Genomic DNA, 15,431 nt, shown 5'->3' with positions numbered 1-15,431 from the left:
CGTGCGCGGGCATGTGGACGACCTTTATCGCGGCAGCTTTGACGGCGAAGGACCGGGCGCGCTAAAAAAACGCTTCAGAAAGGCAATTCCCGCTGCGGATTGTCGGTTGCGGCGGCATTCGCGGCCGGCAGCGGTTGCGCGCGCAGCCAGCGCGCGATCGCATCGACGACATGTTGCCGCTCGGCATCGTCGAGCGCCTTGCCTGCCGCAATGCCGTGCCATTTGGCCAGACACGAACGGCAGCACGTCGCCGTCGCGTGTTGCGCGATGAACACCGGATGCCCGCGAAACGGCGTCTGCTTGCCGTCGTTCAAGGGCGATGGCGGCGCGAGCCGCTTGCCGATCAGTTCATGCGCCTGCGCGATCACCGTATCGACGCCCTTCTCCCGCAGATATTTCCCCTCGCGTACGCCGAGCGCGAAGCGCCGCCGGAATGCCGATTTCGCGAGCGCATCGAACACGGTGTCGAGGTCGCGCATCGTGTGATCAGTCCTTCGCGTAGAGCGTCGAATCCGCGAAGCCATCGGCGGCCAGCACGCGGCCGACGATGATCATCGCCGTGCGCTCCATGCCCGCCGCGCGCACTTTCGACGCAATCTCCGCGAGCGTTCCCTCGATGCGCGTCTCGTCCGGCCAGCTCGCGCGAAACACGACCGCCACCGGGCAATCCGCGCCGTAGTGCGGCACCAGATCCGCGACGATGCGCTCGATATGCCGCACGCCGAGATGAATCGCCAGCGTCGCGCGATGACGCGCGAGATCGGCGAGGCTTTCTCCTTCCGGCATCGATGTTTTCGTCGCGTAGCGCGTGAGGATGACCGTCTGCGAGATGCCCGGCAACGTCAGTTCCCGCTTCAGCGCCGCCGCCGATGCCGCCGTCGCCGTCACGCCCGGCACGACTTCGTAGGGAATCGCGAGCGCGTCGAGCCTGCGGATCTGCTCGCCGATCGCGCCGTAGAGCGACGGATCGCCCGAATGCACGCGCGCCACGTCCTGCCCGTTCGCGTGCGCGTCCTGCAAAAGCGCGACGATGGCGTCGAGATCGAGCTCGGCCGTGTCGATGCACTTCGTCGCGCGATGTCCGTCGAGCACGGCCTTCGGCACGAGCGAGCCGGCATACAGAATCACGGGACACGCGCGGATGAGCCGCTGTCCCTTGACGGTGATGAGTTCGGGATCGCCCGGTCCGGCGCCGATGAAATAGATCGTCATGTTTCGGATTGATGGATTCGGTCAAGCCAGTTCAGTAGTGCATCGCGCGCGCTCGCGGCATCGTCGAACGTTGTGTCCGCGTACGGCAGCGACGGCCGCGTGAGCATCACGACCGGCAGGCCGCGTTCGCGCGCCACCGCGAGCTTCGCTTCGGTCGCGCGCCCGCCGCTGTTCTTGCTAACGATAACGTCGATGCCCGCCGCATCGAACAACGCGCGCTCGCCTTCGAGATGAAACGGCCCGCGGGCATCGATGATCCTCGCGCGTTCATTGCCCGCGTGCGCTTCGAGACAGCGGATCGTCCAGTATTGCGACGCAGGAATCTCATGCAGATGCGTAAGCGCCTCGCGCCCGAGCGTGAAAAGCGGCCGGTGAAACGATTCGATACGTGCGATGATTTCGCGCCAGTCCGCCGCATCGCGCCAGCCGTCGCCCGGCTGCGGCTGCCACGCGGGACGGCGCACCGCCCAGAGCGGCACGTCCGCGACCGCACAGGCGTCGTGCGCGTGCCGGCTCATTTGCGCGGCATACGGATGCGTCGCATCGACGACGAGCGCGATGTTCTCCGCGTACAGAAAGCGGACGAGCCCGTCGATGCCGCCGAAGCCGCCGACGCGCACCGCGCACGCCAGATCGCCCGGCACGCGCCCGAGGCCCGCGAGACTGTAGACATGCGCGGGCGGCAGCGCGCGCGCGATCGCGAGCGCGTCGCCGGTGCCGCCGAGCAGCAGCACGCGCTTCGTGTTTCCCGGCGCTTCTTCACGCATGACGCATCACGGTTTGCTGGCGTGCAACAGCGTGATCGGCAGCGCCTGACGCCACGTATCGAAGCTGCCGAGCGGCTCCGCCTGAGCGACGCCAATGCGCGTCAGCTCGCCGCCGTGCCGCGCGCGCCATTCGACGAGCGCGGCCTCGCTTTGCAGCGTCACCGCGTTGGCGACGAGCCGCCCGCCCTGACGCAGACGCGCCCAGCATGCATCGAGCACGCCCGGCACGGTCAATCCTCCGCCGATGAAGACGGCATCGGGCGCGCTCAGGCCGTCGAGCGCGGCGGGCGCTTCGCCTTTCACGAGTTGCAGCGCGGGCACGCCGAGCGCGTCGCGATTGTGCTCGATGAGGCGCTGCCGGCTTTCGTTCGATTCGATCGCGATCGCGCGGCACGCGCCATGCGCGCGCATCCATTCGATGCCGATCGAGCCGCAGCCCGCGCCGACGTCCCACAAGAGTTCGCCCGGCTGCGGCGCGAGCCGAGCGAGCGTCACGGCGCGCACGTCGCGCTTGGTGAGCTGGCCGTCGTGACGATAGGCGTCGTCGGGCAAACCCGGCGTGAGCGGCGGCCCGGCGTGTCCGGCGTGCGTGCGGCATTCGATCGCGACGAGATTGAGCGCGGCGACGAGCGGCTCGCGCCAGTCGTCGGCACGCTCGTCGATACGTCGCTCATTGTTGCCGCCGAGATGCTCGAACACGGTCATGCGGCTCGCGCCGAAGCCATGCGCGGTCAGGAGCGCGGCAACGGCGGCGGGCGTCGCGCCGTCCGCGCTCAAGACGAGCAGGCGCACGCCGCGATGCAGGCTCGCGAGCAGCGACGCGACGCGCCGCCCGACGAGCGACACGCACACGGCGTCCTGCAGCGCCCAGCGCAAGCGCGCCGCCGCGAGCGACAGCGACGACGGCGCGGGAATGACGCGCATCTCGCCGTTGGCGACTTCACGCGCGAGCGTCGCGCCGACGCCGAAGCACATCGGATCGCCGCTCGCGAGCACACATATGCGGGTCTTGCCGTCGCCGCGTCCGGCGAGCACGGCGTCGAGCGAAAAGGGTTTCGGCCACGGCACGCGGCTCGCGGCGATGCGCGCCGGCAGGAACGCGAGATGGCGCTCGCCGCCGTGAATCGACTGGGCGTCGAGCAGCGCGCGGCGCGCGACGCGGGACAGCCCGTGCCAGCCGTCTTCACCGATCCCCACTACGGTCAGCCAGTTCGACATGCGCCGCCTCCTTCACGTGATTCGTAATGCGCTTCAGGATGCTGCCCCGAAGCGCCTGGATGGTCGATAAAAGCGGGCATAATACAGGTCCGTCGGTGCCCGGGGTCGAAGAGACCCAGGGCCTAAGAGGGAACACAGAAAACTGTGGCTGCCCCCGCAATTGTACGCAGCGAGTCCGCGCTCCACTGCCACTGGTTTTTACCGGGAAGGCCGGCGCGAATGAAGACCTGCCAGCCAAGAGACCTGCCGACTCATCGCATTCGCGCGACGCTGACCGGGCGGGGTGTACCGGTTCGCTCATTACGCGCGAAGCCCAACGGGTCACGCTTTTGACTTCATTGAACCGCTCATCGCTCAACGCCGCGCCGCGCGCATCCGCGTGCCCGGGCCTGATGCGCATCGTGCCCGCGCGCGACGGCGGGCTCGCGCGCCTGCGGCTCGCGGGCGGCGTGTTGAGCGCGCACGCGGCGCGGGCCGTCGCGCGGGCGGCGCGTGACTGCGGCTCGGGCGTGATCGAGGTGACCAATCGCGCGAATCTCCAGTTGCGCGGCATCCGCGACGATGCCCACGCCGCGCTGATCGGTATCGCGCTCGATGCGGGCCTCGGTCCGTCGGCGTCGGGCGGCGACGACATCCGCAACGTGATGCTCAGTCCGCTCGCAAGCGACGACACGCGTGCGCTCGCCACACAAATCATCGACGCGATGCAGGCCGACGCGTCGCTGCATGCGCTGTCGCCCAAATTCGCGCTGCAACTCGATGGCGGCGAGCGCCTCGCGATGCTCGATCATCCGCACGACCTGTGGCTCTCTGCAATCGACGATGGCGCGCGCTACGCATTCGGCTTCGCGGGAACGCTGCGGCAGTGTCCGCTCGGCGCGATTCATCGCAGCGACATGGTGACGTTCGTGTCCGGCGTGCTGCGCAGGTTTCTCGCGCTGGCCGCGCCTGACGAACATCGTATGCGCGATCTGCTCGCGCGTGTCGGCATCGCGCGCTTTCTCGAAGCATTCGATTTCGATGCAGCCGTTCAGCACTGGCGACGCCCACCCGCCGATGCATCCCTGCGCCTCGGCGCCCACGCGGAACCGTATCGCGCGACGTGGTACGCGGGCGCGCAAACGCCCCTCGGTCGTCTCGACGCGGCCACGCTCGAAGCCCTCGCCGATATCGCCGACACGCACGCCGAAGGCCTTCTCGCGATGACGCCGTGGCAAAGCGTGCTGATACCGGGCATCGCCGCGCATGACGCGCAAGACGTGTTGCGACGCCTACACGCGCTCGGCCTCGCGACCGAACCGCGCGATCCGCTCGCGCGCCTCATCGCATGCGCGGGCTCGGAAGGCTGTGCGAAAAGCCACGCCGATACCAAAGCCGACGCGCATCGCCTCGCTTCGCTTCTGCCCTCGCATGATGAAAGCGAGGTGCACTTGAGCGGCTGCGAGCGCTCGTGCGCGGCGGCGCATCCGGTCCCGGTGACGCTCTATGCAGTCGCGCCGGGACGATATGACCTGCATCGCGGCGAACGAATCGTCGCGAGCAACCTGACCATCGAAGAGGCGGCCGAACGGCTCGCCCGGAGCCATGCCGATGCTTGACTACATCCGCGACGGCGCGGAGATTTATCGCCAGTCCTTTGCGACGATCCGTGCCGAAGCCGACCTCGCCGCCATTCCCGCCGATCTGGAAAAGCTCGCGGTGCGCCTGATCCATGCGTGCGGCATGGTCGATATCGTGAGCGATCTGCGCTTTTCTTCCGGCGCGGGCATCGCCGGCCGGCACGCGCTCGCGGCAGGCGCGCCGATCCTGTGCGATGCGCGCATGGTCGCGGAAGGCATCACGCGCGCGCGGCTGCCCGCCGATAACCGTGTCGTCTGCACCTTGAACGAACCATCGATTCCCGAACGCGCCCGCGCGATGAACAACACGCGCTCGGCCGCCGCGCTCGAACTGTGGCTGCCGCATCTCGAAGGCGCGATCGTCGCGATCGGCAATGCGCCGACCGCGCTCTTTCATCTGCTCGACATGCTCGATGCCGGCGCACCGAAACCTGCGCTCATCCTCGGCTTTCCGGTCGGCTTCATCGGCGCGGCGGAATCCAAGGCGATGCTCGCCGCCGATAGCCGCGGCGTGCCCTTCGTCGCCCTGCTCGGCCGGCGCGGCGGCAGCGCGATGGCGGCGGCGGCAGTGAACGCACTTGCTTCGGAGACCGAATGATGCGCGGCCGTCTCTATGGACTGGGCGTCGGTCCGGGCGATCCGGAGCTCATCACGCTGAAGGCGCTGCGCTTGCTCAAGGCCGCGCCGGTGGTCGCTTATTTCGTCGCGAAGGGCAAGAAGGGCAATGCGTTCGGCATCATCGAATCGCATCTCGACGACACGCAGACGCGGCTGCCGCTCGTCTATCCGGTGACGACCGAAGCGCTCGAACCGCCGCTCTGCTACGAGACGATCATCAGCGCGTTCTACGACGAAGCCGCGCTCACGATCTCCGGACATCTCGAAGCCGGGCGCGACGTCGCGGTGATCTGCGAAGGCGATCCGTTCTTTTACGGCTCGTACATGTATCTGCACGACCGTCTCGCTGCACGCTTCGATGCGCATGTCGTGCCGGGCGTGTGCTCGATGCTCGGCGGCGTCGCGGTGCTGGGCGTGCCGCTCGTGTATCGCAATCAGAGTCTGTCGGTGCTGTCGGGCGTATTGCCCGAAGACGATCTGAAGCGCCGTCTCGAAGCGGCGGATGCGGCTGTCATCATGAAGCTCGGCCGCAACTTCGAGAAAGTGCGGCGCGTGCTCGGCGAGCTCGGTCTCGATGAACGCGCGCTCTATGTCGAGCGCGCGACGATGGCGAATCAGCGCATCGTGCCGCTCGATGAAGTCGATCCGATGGCCTCGCCGTATTTCTCGCTGCTCGTCGTGCCGGGGAAAAAATGGCGCGCGTGAGTGCTTCCATGCCGATGGCGATTGTCATCCTCGGTGCGGGCGCGCTCGATACGGCGCGGCGCATTCAGGCGAACTTCGAACAAGCGCGCATTCATGGCCTCGCCAGCCGCGTGAATGCGGACATCGCGTATGACGATTTCGGCGCGCACGTGCGCGCGTTGTATGCGTCGGGCACGCCGATCGTCGCGCTGTCCTCGGCGGGCATTGTGATTCGCGCGCTCGCGTCATCTCTTGCCGACAAGGTCGCCGAACCGCCCGTGCTCGCCATTGCGCAGGATGGCAGCGCGGTCGTGCCGCTGCTCGGCGGGATGAGCGGCGTGAACGTGCTGGCGCGCGAGATCGGCGATGCGCTCGGCATCGCGCCCGCGATCACGACGAGCGGCGAGTTGCGCTTCGGTCAATGTCTGCTCGCGCCGCCCGAAGGTTATGCGCTCGCGGATATCGAGCAGGGCAAGCGCTTCGTGTCGGATTTGCTCGCGGGCGAAACCACGCGCATCGAGGGCCACGCGCCCTGGCTCGACGATGCCGACCTGCCCCGCTCAGGCGATGCACGTCTTGCCGTGCGCATCACGCCGCTCGCCGCGCACGACGAAGACAGTCTCGTGATTCATCCGCGCTGCGTGCTCGCGTGGATCGAACATCTATCTTCCGATGACGATGATGCCGCCGAACGCATACGTGCCGCGATGCGCGCGCAGGCGTTATCGCCGCTTGCGCTCGCGGCGTTGGCAGCGCCTGCGCATTACATGACATCGCGATCGCTCGAAGACGCCGCGCGTGCGCTGAACGTACCGCTGCGCTTTTGCGATGCCGCGCCGTTCGACGCCGATACGCAAGGCATCGCATTGCACGTAAGCGATTCGCCCGTCGATGCGCAATCGATCGGCCGTGTGCGCGGCGCGCTGACCGTGATCGGGCTCGGCCCCGGCAGCGCGGAACTGATGACGCCGGCCGCGCGCGCCGCGCTCGTCGCCGCGCAAGACGTGCTCGGCTACGAAACCTATGTGCGCATGGCCGGGCCGTTTCGCGATGGTCAGCGCGTACACATGACCGACAACCGCGAGGAACTGCAGCGCGCGCGTCACGCCTTCGAACTGGCGAGCGAAGGACGGCGCGTGGTCGTCGTATCCTCGGGCGATCCGGGCGTGTTCGCGATGTCCGCCGCCGTGCTCGAAGCGCTCGACGAAGGGCGCGCGGCGCATCCCGAATGGAGCGCTGTGAAGCTCGCGATCGTGCCGGGCGTATCGGCATCGCTCGCGACGGCCGCGCGTGCCGGCGCGCCGCTCGGCCACGATTTTTGCGTGCTGTCGCTGTCGGATAACCTGAAGCCGTGGGACGTGATCGAGAAACGCATCGCACATGCGGGCGAGGCCGATCTCGTGATGGCGTTCTATAACCCGCTGTCGAAAGCGCGGCCGTGGCAGTTCGACCGTGCGATCGAGATCGTGAAGCGCTATCGCGATCCGCACACGCCCGTCGTTCTGGGAAGAGACATCGGGCGACCGGCTGAAGCGTTGCGCATCGTCACGCTGGGCGAACTGAAAAGCGAACACGTCGATATGCGTACGATGGTGATCGTAGGTTCATCGACGACGCGTGTGGTGGGAGACTGGGTTTATACGCCGCGATGGTATGAGTGATCGCCGCCTTCGCTCAGCGCATCGGCGGTGATGTATCGCGCGCCCCAATCGAGGGCGAGCGCCTTGCCGCGTCCGGCTCGAATCGAACCCTCTTCGAAATCCACGACGACGATCTCATCGGCCGACGCGGGCGCTTGCGGGTTCTCGTTCGTGCGCCCGTCGGTCAGCACCCACAACCAGCGCCGTTGCGACGGCCTGTGCCTGGCCGCGCGTTCGAGCACCGTGGCGGCGCTCGATAACCCGAGCGCGAGCGGCGTGCCGCCACCGCCGCCGATCGGCGCGATCCAGTTCTCATTGAACCAATGCGCCGCGCCCGGCTGACGTCGCACTTCAGCGCGTCCGCCGCCGAAACACACGAGCGCGGTCTTCGCGCGTTCGCGATAGGCCCGATCGAACAACGCAACGAGCATCCCCTTCGCGCGCGCGAGCCGCTCGCCCGCGAGCATCGAACCGGAGCAATCGAGCAGAAAGCAATGCAGCACCGCGCCCTCGCCCTGCGTGCGCCGATAGCGAAGATGCCGGGCATCGAGACGCATCGAGCGCTTCGCGCGCAGCGTCGATATCCAGTCGATCGACGCGCTCTCTTCACCCTCGCGCGCAACGTAGCGGCCTTTCGTGCGCGATTCGTTCCATCGAAGGCGATGCCCCACGTCGAAGGCATCCGCGTCGCGCCTTCGATGGTTCAGGCTTTTTTTGCGGTGAGCGGCCTCACTTGCTTGACCTTCGCGATGCCCGTCGGCTCCGGCGGCATCGCGCCCCAGTCCGATTCGCCCGAGCCTGCATCGCGCGGCGTGGATTCACGCGCGGCGGGTTCACGCGAAGGCGATTCGGTCTCTCGCCGTCGATGCTTCAGCACCGCATCGGCGACACGCTCGACATGCGTCACCGTCACGTTCGCCGCGCCTTCCAGTGCAGCGAGCGCCCGCGCCGCGCGCAGCATCACGATATCGGCGCGCAAGCCATCGACATGCGCGTCGATGCAAAGCTCGCTCACGCGCGCATGAACCGCATCGTCGAAATCGAATGACGAAAGCGCCGCGCGCGCCGCATGAATGCACTGGCCCAGCGACGTCTGTTCGCTTGCATGACGCGCGCGAAATGCTTCGGGATCCGTATCGAATGCGAGCCGGGACTTCACGATGCGCTGCCGCACGCCTGCATCGAAACAATTGCTCATCTCCACGGCGAGACCGAAACGATCGAGCAACTGCGGACGCAACTCGCCCTCTTCCGGATTCATCGTGCCGATAAGCACGAAGCGCGCGTCATGCCGATGCGAAATGCCATCGCGCTCGATGATGTTCACGCCGCTCGCCGCGACATCGAGCAATTGATCGACGAGCGGATTCGGCAGAAGATTCACTTCATCGACATAAAGCACGCCGAGATGCGCCTTCGCGATCAGGCCCGGAGAAAACTTCACGCCGCCATCGCGCAAGGCGCTTTGAATGTCGAGCGTGCCGATCAGTTGTTCCTCGCTCGCCCCGAGCGGCAAGGTCACGAGCTTTCCCTCGGGCAACAGCTCCGCGAGTGCGCGCGCCGCCGTGGACTTCGCCGTGCCGCGTGGCCCGCTGACGAGCACGCCGCCGATCGATGGATCGACTGCCGCGAGCAAAAGCGCTTGCTGCAAGGGCGCTTGCGCAACGAGCGCGGTAAAGGGGAAAGTGTTCTGGTTCAATGTTGTCGGCCCTCGATGCACTGTTCGACATCGAGCAGATGCCGTTCGACCTGCTCGCGATAGCCCGCGGGTTCTTGCCACAGGCCGCGCTGCATCGCTTCGATCAGGCGCTCGCAGATCGATTGCAGCGCGTGCGGATTGTGTTGTGTGATGAACTCGCGCGTCTCGGCGTCGTTCACGTATGCATCGGTGACGAGCGCATATTGATGGTCCGACACGACACGCGCCGTAGCGTCATAGCCGAAAAGATAATCGACGGTGGCGGCGAGTTCGGACGCGCCCTTGTAGCCGTGCCGCTTGACGCCATCGATCCACTTCGGATTGACGACGCGTGAACGCACCACACGCGCGATCTCTTCGTTCAGCGTGCGCACGCGCGGCGCGGCGGGATTGCTGTGATCGGCGTTATACGCCTGCGGCTGCACGCCCGACAGATAACGCACGGCCGCGATCATGCCGCCCTGAAACTGGTGATAGTCGTTCGAATCGAGCAGATCGTGTTCGCGATTGTCCTGATTCTGCAGCACGACATCGAGCGTCGAAAGCCGCGTGCCGAAGCTCGCACGCGCTTCGACGCCATCGCCCGTTTGCGAGTAGGCGTAACCGCCCGTGCTTTGATAGGCAGCGGAAAGATCGGCATCGGACTGCCATTGTCTTGCGTCGATCAGCTCCTGCAAGCCCGCGCCGTATGCGCCTGGCTTCGTGCTGAACACGCGCCAGCCCGCGCGCTGCCGCGCCTCCTTCGCTTCGATGCCGCGCGCGATCAGTTCGTCGCGTTCGCGCAGGATGCGTGCGCGGATCGGGTTGATATCGGCGGGTTCGTCGTCGAGTTCGGCGACGGCCTGCACGGCCGCATCGAAGAGATGGATGAGGTTCGCGAAGGCATCGCGGAAAAAGCCCGACACGCGCAGCGTCACGTCGATGCGCGGCCGGTTGAAGATCGATATCGGCAGGATCTCGAAGTCGGTCACGCGATGACTGCCCGCCGCCCACTTCGGCCGCACGCCGATGAGCGCGAACGCCTGCGCGATGTCGTCGCCACCGGTGCGCATCGTCGCCGTGCCCCACACGGACAAGCCGATGGCGCGCGGAAAATCGCCGTGGTCCTGCACATGACGTTCGACCAGTGCATTCGCCGACTTGAGTCCGAGCGACCAGGCCGCCTGCGTCGGCAATGCGCGTGTATCGACGGAATAGAAATTACGGCCCGTGGGCAGCACGTCGGGCCTGCCGCGCGACGGCGAACCGCTCGGACCCGGCGGCACGAAACGCCCTTCGAGGCCGCGCTTCAATTGCAAAAGCTCTTGCGGGCCACATGCATCCAGGCGGGCGAGCACATCGCCGCGAAGACGTTCGAGCACGAGCGATGCATGCGGACCGGGCGCGGCGGCATCGTCGTCGGACAAAAGTTGCATCGCTAACGCTTCGAGGCGCTCGCGCGTATCGCCCTGATGACGCCACGGCGCATCGCTGACTTCGACGAGCGCACGTGGACACGGCCCGTTCCACGGCGCAGCCCAGTCGGCATCGAGCGGATCGAACTCGGCGGGCAGTTGCAGATCGCGCGCGATCGCCGTGATGAGGCCCGCGTTCGCGCCCTGCCCGTCGCCGATCGGAAAACGGCCGAGCGCGAGCAGCGTGTCGCGGCGCTGCACGCCTTGCGGCGAAACGCCGAACACGTGCAGGCCATCGCGAATCTGCGCTTCCTTCAGCTCGCAGAGATACGCGTCGGCGCGCGTGAGCAAAGCATCTTCGCCTACGGCATCGCGCGGCGCATCGAGACCGAGCTCTTCGTGCAGCCTGTTCTCGACGATGTTCGCGAGGATCGACCGGCGCAACAGCTTCGCGCGCCGCGCATCGACCATCAGTGCTTCGTAGTATTCGTCGACCTGACGCTCGAGATCCTGCAACGGCCCGTAGTTCTCGGCGCGCGTGAGCGGCGGCATCAGATGATCGATGATGACGGCCTGCGCGCGACGCTTCGCCTGGCTGCCTTCGCCCGGATCGTTGACGATGAACGGATAGAGATGCGGCATCGGTCCGAGAATCGCATCGGGCCAGCACGACGATGACAACGCGACGCTCTTGCCCGGCAGCCATTCGAGGTTGCCGTGCTTGCCGACATGCACGATCGCATCCATCTGAAAGCGCAGACGCAACCAGACATAGAACGCGAGATACGAATGCGGCGGAACGAGTTCGGCATCGTGATAGCTCGCGTAATCGTGGCGTTTGCGCGAGCGCGAAGGCTGTATGCCGATGAAGACTTCGCCGCAACGATAACCCGCGATCATGAAGCGGCCGCGTCTTACCGTGGGATCGTCTTCGGGCGCGCCCCAGGTCTTTTCCAGCGCGGCGCGCGCATCGGCGGGCAGCGTGCGGTATGCGTCGAGATAGTCGTCGAGCGCGAGACTCTGCAGCGCGGGACGCAAGTCGCGCACGATGGGATCGTTGGTCACGCCTTCGGTCAGCGCGGCGATGAGCGCGTCGCCGTTCGCGGGAATGTCGCCCACGCGATAGCCTTCGCGCGCGAGCATCGACAGAATGCAGATGGCCGATGCGGGCGTGTCGAGTCCCACGCCGTTGCCGATGCGCCCTTCGTTCGCCGGATAGTTCGCGAGCACGAGCGCGATGCGCTTCTGCGCATTCGGCGTATGACGCAGCCTGCACCAGCGGCGGCTCAGTTCCGCGACGAAGCGCACGCGCTCAACGTCGGCCTGATAGCGCACCACGTCCACTTGCGTGTGCTTGCAGTAATACGCGAGGCCCTTGAAGCTGATCGCGCGCGTGATGATGCGGCCATCGACTTCGGGCAGCGCGACATGCATCGCGACATCGCGCGAGTTCAGCCCGTGATTGTCCTTTTGCCAGTCGTCGCGATTGCCGCCGCTCAGAATGACTTGCAGCACGGGCGCATCGCCCGCGACTTCGAATACTTCGTCTTCGCCTATCACGCTCGCCGCGAAAGCCGTCGTATTCAATACGAGCGATGCGCGATGCTCCGCGCATAAACGGTCCACGACTTCGCGGCTCACGCTCTCTTTCAGCGACGAGATCGCGATCGGCAACGGATTCATGCCTTCCTTTTCGAGCGCTTCGATGAGCGCATCGAACACGGCGGTATTGCCCGACTGCAAATGCGCGCGATAAAAAAGAATGGCGGCAACGGGCGCGCCTTTGGTCCAGCGTGCCTGCCAGTCTTCGATCGTCGCGATATCGCGCTCGGGATGATAGATCGCGACGGCAGGCAGCGGGCTCGGCGGCTGCGGCTCGCGTCCGAAGCCGAACGCGTGATGCGCGATCGTGCGCAGGAATTCTTCCGCGTTGCGCGCGCCGCCTTCACGCAGATAGCGCGACAGCTCGCGGCAAAACCGGGCATCCGCCGTGCTTTTGCCGATGAGATTCGGGTCCTCGGTGAGATCGCCCGAAAACATCGCGAGCATCTGTTGCTCTTGTTTCGCGAGCGCGACGAGCCGTTCGATGCCGTAAGGCCAGTACGATTCGCCGCCAAGGTGATCGACGATAACGACCTTCGCGTGACGCAATACATCGTCGATATAGAAATCGACCGACGCGGGTTGACGCAGAAACGATTGATTCGCGAGCCGCACTTCGGGAAAGCCCGCTTCCAGACGCGGAAACACGCTCGCGAGCAACGCGAGCGTCGTGTCGGCGGAACTGAGCACCACGATCGGCGCGCGTGTCTGATCGATGCGCATGACGCCTTGCGCATCGTCGACGAAGCCTCCCGGTGTCGTGCGGAGCAGATGCATGGCTGTTTATGCCTGCACGGCAGCGCTTGCGAGCGCCGCGTCGAATGCGCGTTGCAGCGTGTCGCGATCGAGGTCTTCGCCGATCAGCACGAAACGGCTTTGCGTCGTCGCTTCACCGGCTTGCCAGCGGCGATCGAAATAGCTGTCGAAACGACGCCCGACGCCTTGCACGACGAGCCGCATCGCCGCGCCCGGCAACGCGGCGAAACCCTTCACGCGATAGATCGTGTGATGCTCGACGAGCGCATGCAATGCCGCGATGGCCTGCTCGCGCGATTCCACCTTGCCGTGAACGACGAACGAATCGAACTCGTCGTGATGATGATCCGCGTGGCCTTCATCGTCGGGCGAGCCGTGATGATCGTGGCGCAGATGAATCGTCTCTTCCGACGCCGCTTCGAGACCGAGCAGCGTATGCACATCGAGCTTGCCCATTTGCGCGGGCACGATCTTCACTTCGCGCGGAATCTCGGGACGCACGAGCGCCTCGACTTTTTGCAGCGCTGCATCGTCCATGAGGTCGGTCTTGTTCACGATGACGAGATCCGCCGACGCGAGCTGATCCTCGAACAACTCGTGCAGCGGCGATTCGTGATCGAGATTCGGATCGGCCTTGCGCTGCGCATCGACGGCGACGGGATTCGCCGCGAACTGGCCGCTCGCGGCCGCGGGGCCATCGACCACGGTGACGACCGCATCGACCGTGAACGCATTCTTGATCGACGGCCAGTTGAACGCCTGCACGAGCGGCTTAGGCAACGCGAGACCCGATGTTTCGATCAGCACGTGATCGATGCTTTCGCGCCGCTCGACGAGCTGCTCCATCACCGGATAGAACTCTTCCTGCACGGTGCAGCACAGGCAACCGTTCGCGAGTTCATACAGATTACGATCTTTGGAGCCGGCTTCGTCGTCGCAGCCGATGCCGCAGCCCTTCAGGATTTCCCCGTCGATGCCGAGCTCGCCGAACTCGTTGACGATCACCGCGATGCGCTTTCCTTGCGCGTTGGACAGGATATGCCGCATCAGCGTGGTCTTGCCGCTGCCGAGAAAGCCGGTCACGACCGTGACGGGGATCTTGCGGGTTTGCATCGTAGCTCCGTGGCTTCAGGTGCGTGCGCTTCGTGTCGCGCAATGCGTGTCAACGCCGCGGGATGGAATGGGAAACACACGCTTGATGGATCATGGGCCGCGCCGCATCCCCGCGACAGCGATCCCTGTGAAAGTCTGGCCGGTATCCGGGCTGACGATTGCGCCGCTTCGCCTTCCCGCGCGTAAATACGCGCAGTGGCCTCGAAGCCGGCTTCCCGTTCATGCGATGAAACATCGCGCGCACGGGGAATCGTTTACCGTTGCGGGGGCAGCGCAGGTTGACGTCCGCTCGATCGGTCGAAGGAACGCGCCCTGCTTCCCGTTTAACTGCGCGCGAGAGAATCCGCGCGCGAGCACCAAAACTGCGTGAAAGTCTAGGCCCGGCGGGCGCGAGCGTCAAGAAATGACGCGGCGCGCGCGGTGTCATAATGCTGGCCCGCGCGGCGCGCTTTCGTTGAATCGCACATGGAATCCGTCATTGCTCGCATGAATGCGTCCGCCGTTATGCGGCTCGCGGTCGGTATCGGCTGCAGGCGAGGCACGAGCGCCGATGTGATCGAACGCGCGGTGCGTGTCGCGCTGGGAGCGCATCGATTCGATGAGATCGCGATCGTCGCGAGCATCGATGCGAAAAGGGATGAAGCCGGCTTGCTCGCGTTCTGCGAGCGTCACGGCCTGCCGCTGCGCTTCTATAGCGCCGATGAAATCGCGCATGCGCCACGCACCGCGATCTCACATCATGCAGCGAAGCATCTGAACGTCGATGGCGTATGCGAGCCCTGCGCGCTGCTTGCGGGCAACGCGCGCACGCTCATCGTGCCAAAGACGATCGATTGCGGCGTAACCGTCGCGATCGCAGCGGCGCATGAAACCGGTGCGAACGGAACATGAATACCGGCTTCGTCGCCATCCGCGGGCCTTTGGTTTCGGCGAGCGGCTTCGCGACAACGGGCCTGAACTTGTCGCGGCAGAGCCAGACGAGAACGATGAGCGCCACGAGTTCCAGATAGAGATAGAGCGCGTCCATTTTTCTGCTCCTGAAGTCGGTGAGTGCGTGAGTGCATGATGCCCACCGTCTGTTAGCGCAGAATTAAGCCGCGAACGCAGCC

At 65.8% G+C, this 15,431-nt stretch carries 14 protein-coding genes and 2 riboswitches; of the genes, 6 read left to right on the top strand and 8 right to left on the bottom strand.

All coding sequences use genetic code 11. The annotated features are described in order from the left end of the window. Positions 1–74: 74 nt before the first annotated feature. The 4 genes from ACEN42_RS17670 to cbiE are packed head-to-tail and all read right to left on the bottom strand — an operon-like array spanning position 75 to position 3,197. On the bottom strand, positions 75–479 hold the full coding sequence (locus ACEN42_RS17670; protein ID WP_238295257.1) for a DUF4186 domain-containing protein: 405 nt from the start codon (positions 477–479) through the stop codon (positions 75–77). A 7-nt stretch (positions 480–486) separates the two neighbouring features. Then, positions 487–1,212: a precorrin-4 C(11)-methyltransferase gene (gene cobM / locus ACEN42_RS17665; RefSeq protein WP_371882001.1), complete on the bottom strand. Its 726-nt coding sequence runs from the start codon at positions 1,210–1,212 to the stop codon at positions 487–489. Next, the gene (locus ACEN42_RS17660) at positions 1,209–1,979 is read right to left on the bottom strand and encodes a cobalt-precorrin-6A reductase (RefSeq protein ID WP_371882000.1); all 771 of its coding nucleotides are present in this window, start codon (positions 1,977–1,979) and stop codon (positions 1,209–1,211) included. The genes cobM and ACEN42_RS17660 overlap by 4 nt, the downstream gene beginning before the upstream one ends. Positions 1,980–1,985: 6 nt before the next feature. Next, the gene (gene cbiE, locus ACEN42_RS17655) at positions 1,986–3,197 is read right to left on the bottom strand and encodes a precorrin-6y C5,15-methyltransferase (decarboxylating) subunit CbiE (RefSeq protein ID WP_371881999.1); all 1,212 of its coding nucleotides are present in this window, start codon (positions 3,195–3,197) and stop codon (positions 1,986–1,988) included. Positions 3,198–3,273: 76 nt separating this feature from the next. After that, a riboswitch (cobalamin riboswitch) is annotated at positions 3,274–3,463 on the top strand. Positions 3,464–3,526: 63 nt separating this feature from the next. Between cbiE and cobG the strand changes: the two genes are divergently transcribed. The 4 genes from cobG to cobJ are packed head-to-tail and all read left to right on the top strand — an operon-like array spanning position 3,527 to position 7,779. Further along, the gene (gene cobG, locus ACEN42_RS17650) at positions 3,527–4,795 is read left to right on the top strand and encodes a precorrin-3B synthase (protein WP_371881998.1); all 1,269 of its coding nucleotides are present in this window, start codon (positions 3,527–3,529) and stop codon (positions 4,793–4,795) included. Further along, positions 4,788–5,414 carry a precorrin-8X methylmutase gene (locus tag ACEN42_RS17645; protein WP_371881997.1) on the top strand — a complete coding sequence of 209 codons (627 nt, stop codon included), beginning with the start codon at positions 4,788–4,790 and terminating at the stop codon, positions 5,412–5,414. The genes cobG and ACEN42_RS17645 overlap by 8 nt, the downstream gene beginning before the upstream one ends. Then, on the top strand, positions 5,411–6,139 hold the full coding sequence (locus tag ACEN42_RS17640) for a precorrin-2 C(20)-methyltransferase (RefSeq protein WP_238295252.1): 729 nt from the start codon (positions 5,411–5,413) through the stop codon (positions 6,137–6,139). Before ACEN42_RS17645 ends, ACEN42_RS17640 begins: the two co-directional genes overlap by 4 nt. An 8-nt stretch (positions 6,140–6,147) precedes the next feature. Then, positions 6,148–7,779, top strand: coding sequence for a precorrin-3B C(17)-methyltransferase (gene cobJ / locus ACEN42_RS17635; RefSeq protein WP_374191193.1), 1,632 nt, complete (start codon positions 6,148–6,150; stop codon positions 7,777–7,779). Here cobJ and ACEN42_RS17630 read toward each other — a convergent pair. From ACEN42_RS17630 to cobW, 4 genes are all read right to left on the bottom strand, one after another. Next, a complete protein-coding gene (locus ACEN42_RS17630) occupies positions 7,755–8,315 on the bottom strand; it encodes a VWA domain-containing protein (protein WP_371882242.1) in 561 nt (186 codons plus the stop codon). The genes cobJ and ACEN42_RS17630 overlap by 25 nt on opposite strands. Positions 8,316–8,461: 146 nt before the next feature. Then, a complete protein-coding gene (locus ACEN42_RS17625; protein ID WP_371881995.1) occupies positions 8,462–9,457 on the bottom strand; it encodes an ATP-binding protein in 996 nt (331 codons plus the stop codon). Then, the gene (gene cobN, locus ACEN42_RS17620; RefSeq protein ID WP_371881994.1) at positions 9,454–13,230 is read right to left on the bottom strand and encodes a cobaltochelatase subunit CobN; all 3,777 of its coding nucleotides are present in this window, start codon (positions 13,228–13,230) and stop codon (positions 9,454–9,456) included. The genes ACEN42_RS17625 and cobN overlap by 4 nt, the downstream gene beginning before the upstream one ends. A 6-nt stretch (positions 13,231–13,236) precedes the next feature. Next, complete coding sequence (gene cobW / locus ACEN42_RS17615; RefSeq protein WP_250484844.1) at positions 13,237–14,322, bottom strand: cobalamin biosynthesis protein CobW; 1,086 nt, start codon at positions 14,320–14,322, stop codon at positions 13,237–13,239. Positions 14,323–14,441: 119 nt separating this feature from the next. Then, a riboswitch (cobalamin riboswitch) is annotated at positions 14,442–14,698 on the bottom strand. 89 nt (positions 14,699–14,787) lie between these two features. On the opposite strand from cobW, the gene ACEN42_RS17610 reads away from it, so the two are divergent. After that, positions 14,788–15,213 (top strand): cobalamin biosynthesis protein, encoded by a 426-nt coding sequence (locus ACEN42_RS17610; protein ID WP_371881993.1) that lies wholly within the window; start codon positions 14,788–14,790, stop codon positions 15,211–15,213. Next, entirely contained in the window at positions 15,188–15,388 is a 201-nt protein-coding gene (locus ACEN42_RS17605; RefSeq protein ID WP_309884852.1) for a hypothetical protein, read from the top strand. Before ACEN42_RS17610 ends, ACEN42_RS17605 begins: the two co-directional genes overlap by 26 nt. The last annotated feature ends 43 nt before the right edge of the window (positions 15,389–15,431 follow it).

Origin of the sequence: Caballeronia sp. S22 (assembly GCF_964261745.1) — a bacterium.
GTDB lineage: Bacteria > Pseudomonadota > Gammaproteobacteria > Burkholderiales > Burkholderiaceae > Caballeronia > Caballeronia jiangsuensis.
The sequence above is the reverse complement of the archived record's forward strand: the minus strand, read 5'-3'. Positions and strand labels throughout refer to the sequence as shown.